At 43.1% G+C, this 14,298-nt stretch carries 13 protein-coding genes; 12 read left to right on the top strand and 1 reads right to left on the bottom strand.

Annotation, left to right across the window (positions count from 1 at the left end):
• Window positions 1-87: 87 nt before the first annotated feature.
• The 10 genes from CHL1_RS11315 to rd all read left to right on the top strand — a co-directional run bounded on the left by CHL1_RS11315 (window position 88) and on the right by rd (window position 9,677).
• Window positions 88-2,709: a methyl-accepting chemotaxis protein gene (locus tag CHL1_RS11315; protein WP_250932956.1), complete on the top strand. Its 2,622-nt coding sequence runs from the start codon at window positions 88-90 to the stop codon at window positions 2,707-2,709.
• Window positions 2,710-2,860: 151 nt separating this feature from the next.
• On the top strand, window positions 2,861-3,250 hold the full coding sequence (locus tag CHL1_RS11310) for a GntR family transcriptional regulator (RefSeq protein ID WP_070371108.1): 390 nt from the start codon (window positions 2,861-2,863) through the stop codon (window positions 3,248-3,250).
• A complete protein-coding gene (locus CHL1_RS11305; protein WP_070371109.1) occupies window positions 3,231-3,926 on the top strand; it encodes an ABC transporter ATP-binding protein in 696 nt (231 codons plus the stop codon). The genes CHL1_RS11310 and CHL1_RS11305 overlap by 20 nt, the downstream gene beginning before the upstream one ends.
• Entirely contained in the window at window positions 3,920-4,744 is an 825-nt protein-coding gene (locus CHL1_RS11300; RefSeq protein ID WP_250932954.1) for an ABC transporter permease, read from the top strand. Before CHL1_RS11305 ends, CHL1_RS11300 begins: the two co-directional genes overlap by 7 nt.
• Before the next feature lie 74 nt (window positions 4,745-4,818).
• Window positions 4,819-5,499, top strand: a complete 681-nt coding sequence (locus CHL1_RS11295; protein WP_070371111.1) for an ABC transporter ATP-binding protein — start codon at window positions 4,819-4,821, stop codon at window positions 5,497-5,499.
• A gap of 39 nt (window positions 5,500-5,538) precedes the next feature.
• On the top strand, window positions 5,539-6,414 hold the full coding sequence (locus tag CHL1_RS11290; protein ID WP_070371112.1) for a COG1361 S-layer family protein: 876 nt from the start codon (window positions 5,539-5,541) through the stop codon (window positions 6,412-6,414).
• A 60-nt stretch (window positions 6,415-6,474) separates the two neighbouring features.
• Window positions 6,475-7,722 carry an ABC transporter permease gene (locus tag CHL1_RS11285; RefSeq protein ID WP_250932952.1) on the top strand — a complete coding sequence of 416 codons (1,248 nt, stop codon included), beginning with the start codon at window positions 6,475-6,477 and terminating at the stop codon, window positions 7,720-7,722.
• 117 nt (window positions 7,723-7,839) lie between these two features.
• Complete coding sequence (locus tag CHL1_RS11280) at window positions 7,840-8,463, top strand: Yip1 family protein (RefSeq protein WP_070371114.1); 624 nt, start codon at window positions 7,840-7,842, stop codon at window positions 8,461-8,463.
• A 15-nt stretch (window positions 8,464-8,478) separates the two neighbouring features.
• Window positions 8,479-9,399, top strand: coding sequence for an ROK family protein (locus CHL1_RS11275; RefSeq protein ID WP_070371115.1), 921 nt, complete (start codon window positions 8,479-8,481; stop codon window positions 9,397-9,399).
• Between the two features lie 119 nt (window positions 9,400-9,518).
• Window positions 9,519-9,677: a rubredoxin gene (rd, locus tag CHL1_RS11270; protein WP_070371116.1), complete on the top strand. Its 159-nt coding sequence runs from the start codon at window positions 9,519-9,521 to the stop codon at window positions 9,675-9,677.
• Between the two features lie 99 nt (window positions 9,678-9,776).
• Here rd and CHL1_RS11265 read toward each other — a convergent pair whose 3' ends face one another.
• Window positions 9,777-10,466, bottom strand: coding sequence for a DUF554 domain-containing protein (locus CHL1_RS11265; protein WP_250932950.1), 690 nt, complete (start codon window positions 10,464-10,466; stop codon window positions 9,777-9,779).
• Window positions 10,467-10,642: 176 nt separating this feature from the next.
• Here CHL1_RS11265 and CHL1_RS11260 point away from each other — a divergent pair, with 176 nt between their 5' ends.
• Together CHL1_RS11260 and CHL1_RS11255 are read left to right on the top strand one after the other, a co-directional pair.
• Window positions 10,643-12,193, top strand: a complete 1,551-nt coding sequence (locus CHL1_RS11260) for a Ppx/GppA phosphatase family protein (RefSeq protein ID WP_250932949.1) — start codon at window positions 10,643-10,645, stop codon at window positions 12,191-12,193.
• Window positions 12,190-14,298 (top strand): RNA degradosome polyphosphate kinase, encoded by a 2,109-nt coding sequence (locus CHL1_RS11255; RefSeq protein WP_250932947.1) that lies wholly within the window; start codon window positions 12,190-12,192, stop codon window positions 14,296-14,298. The genes CHL1_RS11260 and CHL1_RS11255 overlap by 4 nt, the downstream gene beginning before the upstream one ends.

Below are 14,298 nucleotides of genomic sequence, written 5' to 3'. Positions count from 1 at the left end.
ATAGGGAAACCTATATCTCAATCGCTGTTATTTAGTTTGTATGAGCTTTAATGATATAAATCAGTTAGCAGATGGGGAGAAAAGTAAATGAAATGGTTTTATAATTTAAAAATAGGCCGAAAAATAATTCTGGGATATCTGATCATTGCCGCCATAGCTGGAGGGATTGGAGCCATGGGGTTGGTGGGTATTCAAAAAATCAGTCTTCAAGATGTTTATCTTTATGAGAAAATGGCCAAACCGTTGGGAGAACTGGTTAATATCGTCGACTCCTTTCAGGGAATTATCGGAAAAGTTGATGATTTAACCCGAGCCACATCGCCGGAAGACATTGATGCCATTGAAAAAGAAATCTTAAAAAGAAACGCTCGATTCGACTCCAATCTTAAAACGTTTCAAACGACCTTGATGGATTCGAAAGCCATTGAAATAGCCGATGAAACCTATCTGCTTAAAGATCAATTTGATGCCATGGTCACTGAAATGATCGATCTGACCCGAGCAGGGAGATCAGCCGAAGCAGGAGTTCTAGCAAAGAGCAGTGAATTTGAAACAATCTATACGCAAATTGAAGCCAATTATCGTGAAATGATGGAGCTTAAACTGGTGATTGTAAAAGATACCGCTAAAAGTAACCAGGCTATTGCGGCATCATCAACTTTGTTAACGATCATCTTGTTGGTTGTTGGAGTAATCCTCTCGTTACTGCTGGGCTTTCTGATTACGTCAACCATCACGAAACCGATGGCTCGAATTAATGTGATGATCAAAGAAATGAGTATGGGTCATTTGGGGATGCGACTGAAGATGGAGTGTCAGGATGAGGTGGGAGAAATGGCGGAGGCCATGGACCATTTTGCGGATGATCTGCAGCACGTTGTCATTGAAACCATGCATCAGATTTCAAACGGGAATCTGTCGGCTAACATTGAGGCCAAGGATGATCAGGATGAAATAACCCCGGCGTTAAAGCAGACCATAAAAACCATTCGGGGACTGATTGCCGAGTCTACTTTGCTAGCTCAAGCAGCTGTTGCCGGGCAGTTGGAGATCCGTAGCAATGCCGATGCCTTTAATGGCGGGTTCAAAGAAATTCTGATTGGCTTTAATCGCACACTGGATGCCCTGGTTGTACCAATAAACGTTGCCGCTGAATATGTCAGTCAGATTGGATGTGGGATCATCCCCGAAAAAATAGAAGACACCTACTATGGTGATTTCGAAACCTTTAAGAATAGCATCAACGCCTGCATTGATGGCTTAGCGGCGCTGGAAGATGGTAATCGGGTGCTGGGTCTGATGAATCAGAATGATTTTTCTCAGTCAATTCAGGGTGATTACCTGGGGATTTATGCCGAAATTGCCGAGTCCATCAATGGGATTCGTCGGTTGCTGCTGACCATCACACGAATAGCAGGGAATATTCGGGAAGGCAATCTCAGTGATTTGGCCGATTTAAAGCAGAATGGCAAGCGCAGCGAAAATGATAAATTGATGCCGACCCTGGTGGGGATGATGGAAAATATTTATCAATTGGTGGCTGAAACTGAAACAATGGCTCAGATTGCGGTGGAAGGTGATTTAAGCCATCGAGGCGATAGCAGTAAGTTTTGTGGTGAGTATGCCATGGTCATTGAGGGATTTAATCAGACGCTTGATGCGATTATCGAACCGGTCAAAGAAGCATCCAGCGTGCTTCAGGACTTGGCCCAAGGAAATCTTCAAACGGTGGTTAAGGGTGCATACAAGGGCGATCATGCCAGAATTAAAGAGGATCTTAATCAGACGATCACTTCATTGGCGGCCTATGTGGGTGAAATAACAGGTACGTTGGCGGCAATGGGACAGGGTAATTTAAATCAGGAAATTACCACCGAATTCAGAGGCGATTTTTCAGCCATCAAACGATCACTTAACGACATCAATCGGCAACTGAGTACCACCCTTGCCGATATTGATGGGGTTTCAGCCCAGGTGGAGGGAGGTGCCATCCAAATTTCTGACAGTAGCCAGGCATTGGCACAGGGGACGACCGAACAAGCCAGTTCAATTCAGGAATTGTCGGCATCGATTGAGGAAGTGGCCGTTGAAACCAAAGATAATGCTAGTCGCGCCAATGAAGCCAATGAGCGGGCGCTGGCAGTGCGAACAAATGCCATCGATGGCAATTCCCAAATGCAGAAAATGGTGGCCGCTATGACAGCTATTAATGAATCGTCACAAAATATTTCCCAAATTATCAAGGTTATTGATGATATAGCATTCCAGACCAATATTTTAGCCTTGAATGCCGCAGTGGAAGCGGCCCGGGCCGGACAGCACGGCAAAGGTTTTGCAGTCGTTGCCCAGGAAGTCAGAAATCTTGCAGTACGCAGTCGATCCGCCGTCAAAGAAACCACCAGTCTGATTGAAGGCTCCATTGATGCGGTAAAAGTTGGTAGCCGAATCGCCGATGATACAGCGCTCAGCATAAAAGAAATTCTGGCAGAGATTGAAATTGTTACCGATCTGGTAAAAAATATTGCCGAGGCGTCTCATGATCAGGCTTGCGCGATCGAACAGATTAATCAGGGAATTGAAATGGTATCGACGGTAGTTCAAACCCATTCCGCCACTGCCGAACAAAGTTCTGCCGCCAGTGAAGAGCTGTCCGCACAGGCACAGCTGCTTAAACAGATGGTTAGTGCTTTTGAAATCAAAGAAGTCTAAGCCGTGATATATTAAAGCGGTATGCTGAGTTAACTTCAAACAGAGCTCTCGGAGTTCTGTTTTTTTCTTTTTGTTTAATAACGCTTGACAATTTAATTAAATAGTATTATTGTATTAATCAAGTAATACAATAATACAAAGGAGGACAGCCATGAAATGGATTATCGATTCCGATCGCCCCATCTATAAACAGTTGGTGGAACAAATAGAGCTTAGAATCATTTCCGGTATTTATGCACCGGGAGAAAAACTTGAATCAGTGAGAGAGATGGCAATGGATGCAGGCGTCAATCCCAATACGATGCAAAAAGCATTGGCAGAACTGGAAAGAATGGGACTCGTCTTTGCACAACGAACCAGCGGCAGATTTATTACGGAGGATATGAAAGTGATAGAAGAAGCAAAAAAGGGTTTGGCAGTTCAGGAAATTAGCGCATTCCTTGAAAAAATGAAAAAGTTGGGGATGGGTCGTAATGAAATATTGGAATTGATGGAAAAGATCGAGGAAGGGGAGAAGGAAGATGACCATATTAAGCACTAAGAATTTAACCAAAAGCTATGGAAAGAAAACAGCCCTTTCCCAAATCAACTTGGAAATATCCCGGGGCCGGATCATTGGATTACTGGGACCAAACGGCAGCGGGAAAAGCACCTTTATAAAGATAGCAGCTGGTTTGCTGGTGCCAACAGCAGGGGAAATTATTATTGACGGTCAGCCTCCAGGGGTCGACACCAAAGCGAAAGTATCATATTTATCGGAACGAACCTACCTAAATGATTGGATGCGGGTCAGTGAAATCATTGCTTTCTTTGAAGATTTTTATACTGACTTTAATCGCATTAAAGCTGAAAACATGTTAAAAGATCTAAATATCAACCCTGATGATCGACTCAAGACCATGTCCAAGGGAACCAAGGAGAAAGTGCAACTGATCCTGGTGATGAGCCGTCAAGCTGAGCTCTACCTCCTGGATGAGCCCATTGGCGGGGTGGATCCAGCCGCCAGAGACTATATATTGAATACGATCATCACCAATTATAAAGAAGAGGCCTCGGTAATTATTTCGACGCATTTGATTGCTGATGTTGAGCAGATATTGGATGACATTATTTTTATTAATCAGGGCGAACTGGCATTGAGTTCCAGTGTGGATGAAATCCGGGAAACCCATAACAAGTCTGTGGATGGATTATTCAGGGAGGTTTTTAAATGTTAGCAAAATTAATTAAGCATGAAACTAGGGCCACCAGCCGAATTTTTATTCCTCTTTACGGCGCCCTGTTGATTTTAACAGTTTTCACCAAATTGGTGATGGCAATTGGTGCTCCGGATTTCTTTTCTGAAGCGGTATCCAATAATAAGGCAGCGGAAATCATTTTAGGTATCAGCTTCACTCTCTATTTTGTGCTGGTAGTAGCCATATGTGTGATGACGTTGGTCATGATCATTCAGCGCTTTTATAAAAATTTATTTACTGACGAAGGCTACCTGATGTTTTCGCTGCCAGTTAAAACCTGGGAGCTGGTATGCTCCAAGCTGATCGTTGGCCTAATCTGGTCGGCTGTTTGTACAATTATGATTTTTTTGACTTTTTTTATCTTCTCGCTGGGGAACTTTTCGATGATGGAGTTGACTCAGGCGATCCGGTCAGCTTACTCAATGTTTTACCTGCAGACTGGAATGGAACTGAATTTTTTTATTTTTGAAATGATCATTTTTTTACTGGTTGAAACCGTTGCTTCGATTCTGATGATCTATGCAGCCATAGCCATTGGCCAATTATTTAATCAGCACCGGATTGTCGCTGCGTTTGGGGCTTATATCGTCATTACGATTGCACTCCAGATTATCATGTCGATTTTTATGACTGTTTTTGCCATCGGAAATCTGGAGAACAGTGTTCTAAATGGCAGCGATGCCATCACTACCATCAATTGGCTTCTTAATAGTTCAACCGTACTTAATGTGGTAATGGGAGTGGGTTTTTATTACACGACCCTAACCATTATGAAAAAAAGACTAAATCTGGAATAATTTGTGTTGATTTGTGTTATAATAATCTGCAATTAAATGGTTGAAAAAGATAAAATGAAAGCGGGGCGATCTAAATATTTATTCAAGTCAGAGATTTGCACAAAGATTTCAAGTTGGGGAAGGAAGACATTCATATCCTCAAGGGAATCGATCTGGATATTGAACAGGGAGAAATGGTGGCCCTGCTTGGTCCTTCAGGATCAGGCAAATCCACCTTTTTAAACGTTCTGGGGGGGCTGGTTCCGCCTACTTCCGGCGACATTATGATTCGTGATTATCGCATCAGCGACATGACTGAAAATGAACTGTGTCTGTTTCGCAGGGAGCACCTGGGTTTTATTTTTCAGTCCTATAACCTAATTTCCACCATGACAGCCATGGAAAACGTTGCACTGGCACTAACCTTTGCCGGGGTCAAAAAAGAAATCCGGCAACAACGGGCACAGGAAGCGCTGGAAGTTGTTGGCTTAGTGGATCGGATGGGACACAAACCAAGTGAACTTTCTGGAGGCCAACAACAGCGAGTGAGTATTGCCCGGGCGCTGGTTAATCATCCGGAAATAATTCTGGCCGATGAGCCCACCGGGAATCTGGACTCTAAAACCAGTGCCGACATCATGGAAATGATTACCCGACTCAACCGGGAAGAGAAGCAGACCTTTGTCATCGTCACCCATGATCCGGATACGACTAAATACTGCACCAAGGTAATCCACATGTGTGATGGCCTGATTGAGGCCGAAGTCAATCAATAAACATTGATCAGAATGAATACTCAAAGAAATGGAGAAATTATGAAAGAAAGAACAAAAATTGAAATGAAGACAAAACCGCTGCTTTCAGCCCTATTGGTGATTATCCTGCTATCATTATGTTTTATGCCAACAGCTTTGGCGGCACCGGAACAACCGTTGCTTCAGATCAGTTCAGTCACTTTCAATCCGGCGACGGTATCACCCGGTAAGGAATTCAAGATGGTGGTTACCTTAACCAATCATGGTGACTATGATGCCCATAATGTAACCCTGGATGTATTGTCCCAGTCGGGCGCGAATGACTTGGGGGTCTTTTCGATGGTAGGAAGTGGCAGTCATTTCTATCGGGAAGAAATTCCTTCTGGTGAAAGTGCAACGATTGAGATTCCCATGGTGACATCACCAAATGCTGAGGCTAAAAATTATAATTTAAATTTGCAAATCAATTGCGAAACCAGTGGTGGCAGTGTTTATAATTTCACAGAAACAGTGGGGATTGTAATCAATGAAAGTGAATCGATGTCGATTATTGCCCCAGATCGTTTTGTTTTAGCTAAGAATGATAAAGGGGTTACCCCGATCAATTTTGAAATTGCTAATTTTGGATCAAATCCGGTGCGTGGGGTGCAGGTTAGTGTATCTGCTGATGGTGTCGATTTCTCCAAAGATTATCAGTATTATGGCACCTTCGAAAAAGATGATAACGATGACTTCTCCGCTGATGTCACCACGAGTCAAAGTGGTGAATTTCCCGGGAAAATATCCGTAAAATACATGGACAGTTTCAATAATGAACGGGTAATCGAAAAGAACATTACCATTGTTTCTGAGGAAGCCACAACTCAGACGGCGGAATCGGGAGACGAGAACTTTTTTCAAAAATTTCTCAGAGTCATCTTTGGCATTGGCGCTTAGCGGGGTGAAGGTGTGAATAAGCAAGAACTCCTGCGATTATCCTGGGAGAATCTCTGGCGGATGAAATTTCGAACAATCCTCACAATTATTGGGGTAGTCATCGGAACGGCCTCGATCATCGTGATGGTTTCCATTGGAAACGGGGCTCAAAAGAGCATTACGGATGAATTGTCCGGGATTGGTTCTGTGACCACGCTACAGGTCTATCAGGATCTCTCTTCGATGGGGATGACTGCGATGGGTGGTGGAAAAACGGACGATAAAGCAATCCTTAATGATGATGCCATCAAAGATTTAAAGAAAATCGATGGGGTCGTGGCGGTTACGCCGGTGGTCAATCTAAGCGGCGGGGAAATAGAAGTTGATCGTGAGCAATATGGGGTTTCTCTGATGGGCGTGGACTATGCTGTCCTGGAAGATATGCGCTATGTTACAACCAGTGGTAAAAAGCCTGGAGCCAACGATGAAAACAGTGTGATCCTTGGCAAAGATGTATTAACCAGCTTTACCTACACCGGTGCGTCAACCCAACTCGAAGCCAGTGAGGTTAAACCGGAAGATCTAATAGGCCAGAACATTACCATGACCATCAAACGTACCAATGCCAACGGCGAAGAAGAGATAAAGACTCAGAAGCTGAAGGTGACTGGTGTGCTGGAAGCCACTGGGGGAAATGAGGATTACTCGATCATCGCTGACTATCATCTAGTGACAGACCTGAACGAATGGCAGACCGGGAGGAAAGCCACTGTCAAGAAGCAGGGCTATTCCCAGGCGTTGGTGACCGTCGAGGATTCTTCGGTGGTAAATGATGTCACTTCTGAAGTTGAAGCGATGAAATTTACAGTCTTTTCGATGCAACAGATTTTGGATTCGATGGGCAGCGTCTTTCAGATGCTTCAGATTCTGCTGGGTGGTATCGGTGGGGTCGCTTTGTTGGTTGCCTGTATCGGCATTGTCAATACCATGACCATGTCCATTTATGAACGCACCAAGGAAATTGGGATCATGAAGGTCATTGGGGCATCGATTTCGGATATCCGCAACATGTTTATTGCCGAATCAACCATGATTGGATTGATCGGCGGTCTGGTGGGGATTGTCATCAGCCTGGTGCTATCGGTACTGATCAATCTGATTGCGGGTTTATTTATCGGTGGTGAAGGGGGTGTGACGATTTCCTACATCACCCCCGGTCTGGTTGTTTTTGCCTTGTTTTTTTCGGCGCTGGTCGGGCTCTTGTCCGGCGTTCGTCCGGCTATCAAAGCAGCCAATCTCAGTTCCCTGGATGCGATCCGCAGTGAATAGTGAAAGAGCGCAAAAATATCAGAAAGCGATAATAAAAATAACTGAGCTTGCAATTTTTAAGGTGTGAATAAGCGGTTGCAAAGACAGGATAAAAATTTGAAACGAGAAGGAGTAAGGATGAACTATTTATATTTATTAATTAATCCGGTCAGATTTTTTAAACAGGTTGCCGAAAAAGAAAAACATTCTCTGATTATCCCAATTTTGATTATTGCCATGATCGGCTGTTTAACAGGTGTCATTGCCGGAAATGTGGTAGGCACCATGGATCTGCCAGCTGATCAGATGGGAATGGTTAAAACCATTAGCATTGTTACCGGAATCATCTCCGGGATCATCAGCGTGGCAGTTGCCATGGTGGTGAAGGCAGCCATCTTTAATCTGGTGTTAAAGAAAATGGGGGGTGAGGGTTCGTTTAAGACAGCAGTGTATGTGGTCGGCCTGAGTTATTTCCCCAAAATTTTCCAGAACATTCTCAATATTTTCTTTCAAAAACCGATTGATATGACCAAGGTTTATGAGATGGATTGGGTGGCCTTCCTGGGAGGGATTTTCAGCATTTTCAATATCTGGCAGATTGTCCTGACCATTATTGGTCTGGCCATTGTCTACGGTGTGAGTTACAAAAAAACGGCGCTTCCAGTGATTGGACTGGAAGTGGTAGCCGCTGGTCTTAGTCTAGGTGTGTCGTTGATTAGTCTTAATTCGATGGCGGGATTATCAACCACAGCCATCAGTTAAAAAGGGAGGAATAGGATGGGAATCGGTATTGATTTAGGTGGCACCGCAATTAAAGGTGGTATTGTCAATCATCGGGGTGTCATTCAGGAAGAACGGCGAGTCAAAACCCAAAGCCAAATGGGCTATGATCGTGTAGTGAGTGATCTTGCTGCATTAATAAACGAACTGGTTCAGCTTTCACCGGAAGAAACCACCGTGGGAATCGGAATTCCCGGAATCCTCTCAGGGGATGGATCAACCGTCGTTTCCTGTCCTAATCTTAATTGGAAGAACAAAGCACTAAAGCAAGATCTCGAAGCAGTCCTGGCACTTGAGGTGCTTCTGGTTAATGATGCCACGGCAGCTTGTATTGCTGAAGCGGCATTTGGCAGCACTCGGGGTCGAACCAGCTCGGTGTTATTAACCCTTGGCACCGGTGTCGGTGGTGGTGTGATCATCAATGATCGGATTATTTCGGGAGCCCATGGGGTCGCCTCAGAAGCCGGCCACATGATCATGGAAGAAAATTTCTACGACTGCAATTGCGGCAAAAACGGCTGTCTTGAAACCTTTGCTTCGGCAACAGCACTGATTCGCTATTGTCAGAAACAACTAGATGAAGGCGTGGAGTCCGAATTAAAAAAAGACGACACTTATGATGCCAAACGAATTTTTGATGCTGCCAAAGCTGGCGATGTACTGGCGTTGGCAGCAGTCAATCGGCTGGCTAAATATTTAGGTTGGGCCATTTCCAACATCAACGATCTCATAGATCCCGGGATATTCGTAATTGGTGGTGGTTTGTCTGAGGCTGGAGATTTTCTTTTAAACCGGATTCAGGCCAGCGCCAAAAGTTGTTTAACCTATCCCCAGTATGCAATGCCTGAAATTGTGCTGGCTACCTTTCGAAATGAAGCCGGTTTGATCGGTGCGGCCAATCTTCGACAATTCATCTGACGCATTTGCTTTTTAATGAAAATTGCGAGAAAAAACTGAATAGTAAAAAAAAACATTGTAATATTGCTTAGAATGATTATAATAGAAATATGTCATTCTAAGAGTAAAGGAGAAATACAATGCAAAAATTTGAATGTGATATCTGTGGTTATGTATATGATCCAGAATTAGGAGATCCAGACAACGGGGTAGCAGCTGGAACTGCGTTTGCCGATATTCCTGAAGATTGGGTATGTCCAGAATGTGGCGTTGATAAAAACGCATTTTCAGAAGTCTAAACAGCGTTTTCAATTAGTATAAAAAAAGTCGTAATGATGGCTTGCTTAAAAAGTGTAGAATTTAACCGAATCGGTTTTGAATTCTACACTTTTTTTATGCTAAATTCCCAAAATTCCCATGATCCAGATAAACAGAATCGGCATAAAAACTGCTGGCAGCAGGTTGCCGACCTTAAGCTCTTTGATTTTAAGCATATTAATACCAATGGCCAAGATTAGAACGCCACCAACAGCATTCATTTCGGTGATCATTTCCGGAGAGAGCAGGGTTTTGACTGAGCCAGCTAAAAGTGAAATGCTGCCCTGGTAGAGAAGAACTGGAATAGCGGAAAAGACGACGCCGATTCCTAAAGTCGATGAGAGAATCATCGAAAAAATACCATCCAAGAGCGACTTGCTCAGAAGAATACTGACCGTCCCGGTGAGCCCATTTTCCAAAGCACCCATAATGGCCATTGAGCCGGTGCAGAAAAGCAGGGAGGCACTGACAAAGCCGTGGGAGATATTATTGCTATTGTTTTTCATCTTTTTTTCCAGGCTGTCGCCAATTCGTTTTAATTGTTTTTCAATATTGATCAGTTCCCCCAGGATGCCGCCAAATAATAGACTCAGCAGCATCAGCATAATGTTTTCGGTTTCGATGGTCATCGTGATGCCAATGACAACTACGCCCAGTCCCAGACCTTGGGTAATGGTTTCACAGAGACGTTGTGGTAAAGCCCGTTTAAATAATAGGCCGATGAGGCCGCAGACAACAATGGCGGCGGCATTGATAATGGTTCCAAGCAAAAGATTTTCCTCCTGATGTAAAGTCTTTTACTATTGTAACATAAAAGCGCTAGCGCTGAAAACATAACTACCCTGATGAGCTGTTTTATTGAAAAAAAATCAGTGTTTCGATTAGTTTTAACAAAAAAAGTGTTTAAATTGTGATAAAATAGAAAAAAGAATGCGAGGTGACGTTTATGATTAAGCGGTTTTCAGTAATCTATATTGGTTCAATCCGTTGTGAACTGATCGTTGGACAGCGGGGCAAAGGCTGCATTAAAATATTGGATCGAGCCATGTTTCCCATTAATTTTGGGAGTCAGAGCTTTACTAAAGGGGAGATCTCATTTAAATCTGTATATGCCTTGTGTCAAACGATTAATGAATACATCGAAATGTCTAAAACCTACGGCGTTGAATCGATTAAAATATTTGGAACAACAGCTCTCCGTGAAGCCAGAAATCGGCTTTATATTCTTGAACAAATCAAAATCAATACCGGTGGTTACGAGGTGGAAATTCTCGACAAGGAAGAAGAGACCCATCTTATTTATCGCCATATGGTGTTAAAGTGCGATCCGCAATTTAATATAATCACTGATACCAAAGAGGATCAGATGCTGGCATCTATCTCCAGCGGGAATGTGTCAGTGGCACTCCTAAAAAATGGAGTCATTGATTATCATCAGACCGCTGAGCTGGGTTATTTAAAAATGAAGGAAATCCTGAAATCCATCGAAGAAAACTCGGAGCGCTTTGAAACGTTACTGATGGAGTTCATCTCCATCAATACCCAGGATATTGTTGAAAACATCAGAAAACGTCACATTAAAAGACTTTTTGTATCCTCCCACGAAGTTGATGTCATTGCTCAGCTTTGTGGCATCACGGAACGACAGGATTATTATGTGATCAATGCCGAGGATTTTGGGAAGCTGTGCAAGGTGGCGGGCGATCTGACCGTGAACCAATTATTGAAAAAGTACCCACTTTTGGATCAAAGTGAAGCAGAAACCCTGAATCATACCCTGATGCTTTATTTAAAGCTACTGGCTGAAACAGGAGTCGAAACCTTTATTTTGATTCCGATGATTATCGGCGATGCTTTTTTGGATTTTGAATTCCAGATCACAAAAAAACAACAGTTGATTGAATGGATCGAAGAGGGCAGTTATCTTTCTGCTAAAACCATCGGTAAAAAGTATCATACCAGTCACAGGCATTCGGAATTTGTTGAAAAAATCAGCTTAAAGATATTTGACTCGCTCAAAAAATATCACCAACTGGGAAAAAGAGAGCGGCAGCTCTTATCGATGCTCTGTTATCTGATGGAGGTGGGCAGTTTTATTGATCATAAAAATTTTTGGGTGCAAAGCCGCTATATTATTGAAACAACCGACATTATCGGGGTTAACCAGGAAGAGAAAGCGGTGATGGGTAAGGTCGCCGAGGCGGTTAAAACGAATTTTATTAAAGTGGAAGAAAAGATTCATTCCAGTGATGAAAAAGAACAGTTGCTGGTAGCCAAACTGGCGGCTATTTTAAAGCTGGCCATTGCCCTGGATAAGAGTTATCAGCAAAAAATACAAAACCTTCACTGTCATGTCAAGGACGAAAAATTGATGCTTGAATTAACCACCGGGAAAAATTTTCAGTTGGAAGAGTATTTCTTTAAAGCAAGTCGGGCAACCATGGAGAATGTTTATGGCATTAAACCGATATTAAAAATTAAGAGGGTTGAATCATGAAAAGTAGATTATTTATAAACCGTGAAATCAGTTGGCTGGATTTTAATTACCGGGTATTAGACGAGGCTTATGACAAATGCAACCTGGTAATGGATCGGTTGAAATTTTTGGCGATTACGGCATCAAATCTCGATGAGTTTTTTATGGTGCGGGTTGCTGGGATTATGGATCAGATTAATGTTGGCTACAACAAAAAATCGGTAGATGGACTAACCCCGATTGAACAGTTGGCAGTTCTTAACAGCATGACTCAGGAAATGATGGCTCGGCAGTATACCTGCTTATCAAAATCGATCATCCCGGAGCTGAATCAGAACAATATCTTTTTTTTGCGTTATGATGAACTGAATGAGGAAGGCAAAGACTTTGCCCTTCATTATTTCCGGCATGAGTGTTATCCGGTTTTGACGCCACAAGCCATTGACAACAGTCGCCCCTTTCCGTTAGTAAAAAACAATCAGGTTTATCTGTGTATCATGCTCCATGACACCGAGGCGAAGATTAAGGATGAAAAAGATTTTATGGCGATCCTGGAAATCCCCAAGGTTCTGGACCGAATCATTGCATTACCGAAAGCGAAAGAATCGGATGTGCTAAACTATATTTTTATTGAAGATTTAATCAGCCCGTTTGTAAATGAACTTTTTACCGGTTATGATGTCAAGCAGGTCAGTGAATTCCGGATTACCCGTAATGGCGATTTAGCCATCGATGAGGATGAAGCCGAGGATTTACTGATTGAAATTGAGAAATCAATTCAGCAACGTAAATGGGGAGCCAGCATTAAACTGGAAGTAACCCGGGACATGAGTAAAAAAATGAAAAAATGGTTGATGCATGAATTGGAAATTATCGAAAGTGAGCTTTATGAACTCAAGGGAAACCTGGATTTGACCTGCTTTATGAAATTTCAGAACCGCAGCGAGTTTAATGAACTCCGGGAGCCCCGCTATACCCCGCTTATCTCCAATGAATTCTATGAGGTTGACGACATCTTTGAAGTCATCCGGGAGAAGGATCGCCTCTTGCACCATCCGTATCAGTCTTTTCAAACAGTGGTTGATTTTGTCCGGGCGGCATCCATCGATCCCGATGTGCTGGCCATCAAACAAACGTTGTATCGGGTCAGTGGCGACTCGCCAATCATTGAAGCATTGATTCAGGCAGCCCAAAATGGTAAACAGGTTACTGTATTGGTCGAACTCAAAGCGCGCTTTGACGAAGCCAATAATATTGTCTGGGCGAAGAAACTGGAGCAGGCTGGGTGTCATGTCATTTATGGGTTGGTAGGGCTAAAAATCCATTGTAAAATGATTCTGGTGGTTCGCAAAGAGTCCGATGGGATCCGGCGGTATGTACATCTTGGAACCGGGAATTATAATGATGTGACCGCCGGTCTTTACACCGATTTGGGAATGTTCACTGCCAAAGAGAGTTATGGGTCGGATGTTTCAACCTTGTTTAACCTCTTGTCCGGCTACAGTCACTACACTTTGTGGAAAAAGATCGAGGTGGCTCCGAAAACGCTTAGAAATGCCTTTTACATTGCCATTGACCGGGAAATTGAAAATGTCAAAATGGGAGAAAAGGGAAAAATCATTGCCAAAATGAATGCACTTGTTGATGAAGATATCATCAATAAGCTTTATGAGGCCTCTCAGGCAGGAGTGGAAATTCAATTGATTGTCCGGGGGATGTGCTCACTAAAACCAGGTTTGTTGGGCATGAGTGAGCACATCACGGTTCACAGCATTGTGGGAACCTTTTTGGAACACAGCCGGATCTATTATTTTTACAACCAGGGTAAGGAAGACATTTTTCTGTCCAGTGCCGACTGGATGGAGCGAAACCTGAACCGGCGAATTGAGACATTGTTTCCGGTTGAAGAAGAGAGTCTCAAGAAAAAACTAAAGCACATTTTGGAGATTACTTTAAAAGACACCATCAAAACCCGGTTAATGACTGAAACAGGAGAGTATATCCGGGTTGACAAACGTGGCAAGGAATTGCTTTCCTGTCAGGATTACTTCTGCAAAGAAGCTGAAGCAGAATTTGAACAGGTCAAGAATAAAGCCGTTATAAAACATAATATTGAGGGAGAATAG

The organism is Acetobacterium wieringae, assembly GCF_023700225.1.
Classification (GTDB): Bacteria; Bacillota; Clostridia; order Eubacteriales; family Eubacteriaceae; genus Acetobacterium; species Acetobacterium wieringae.
The sequence above is the reverse complement of the archived record's forward strand: the minus strand, read 5'-3'. Positions and strand labels throughout refer to the sequence as shown.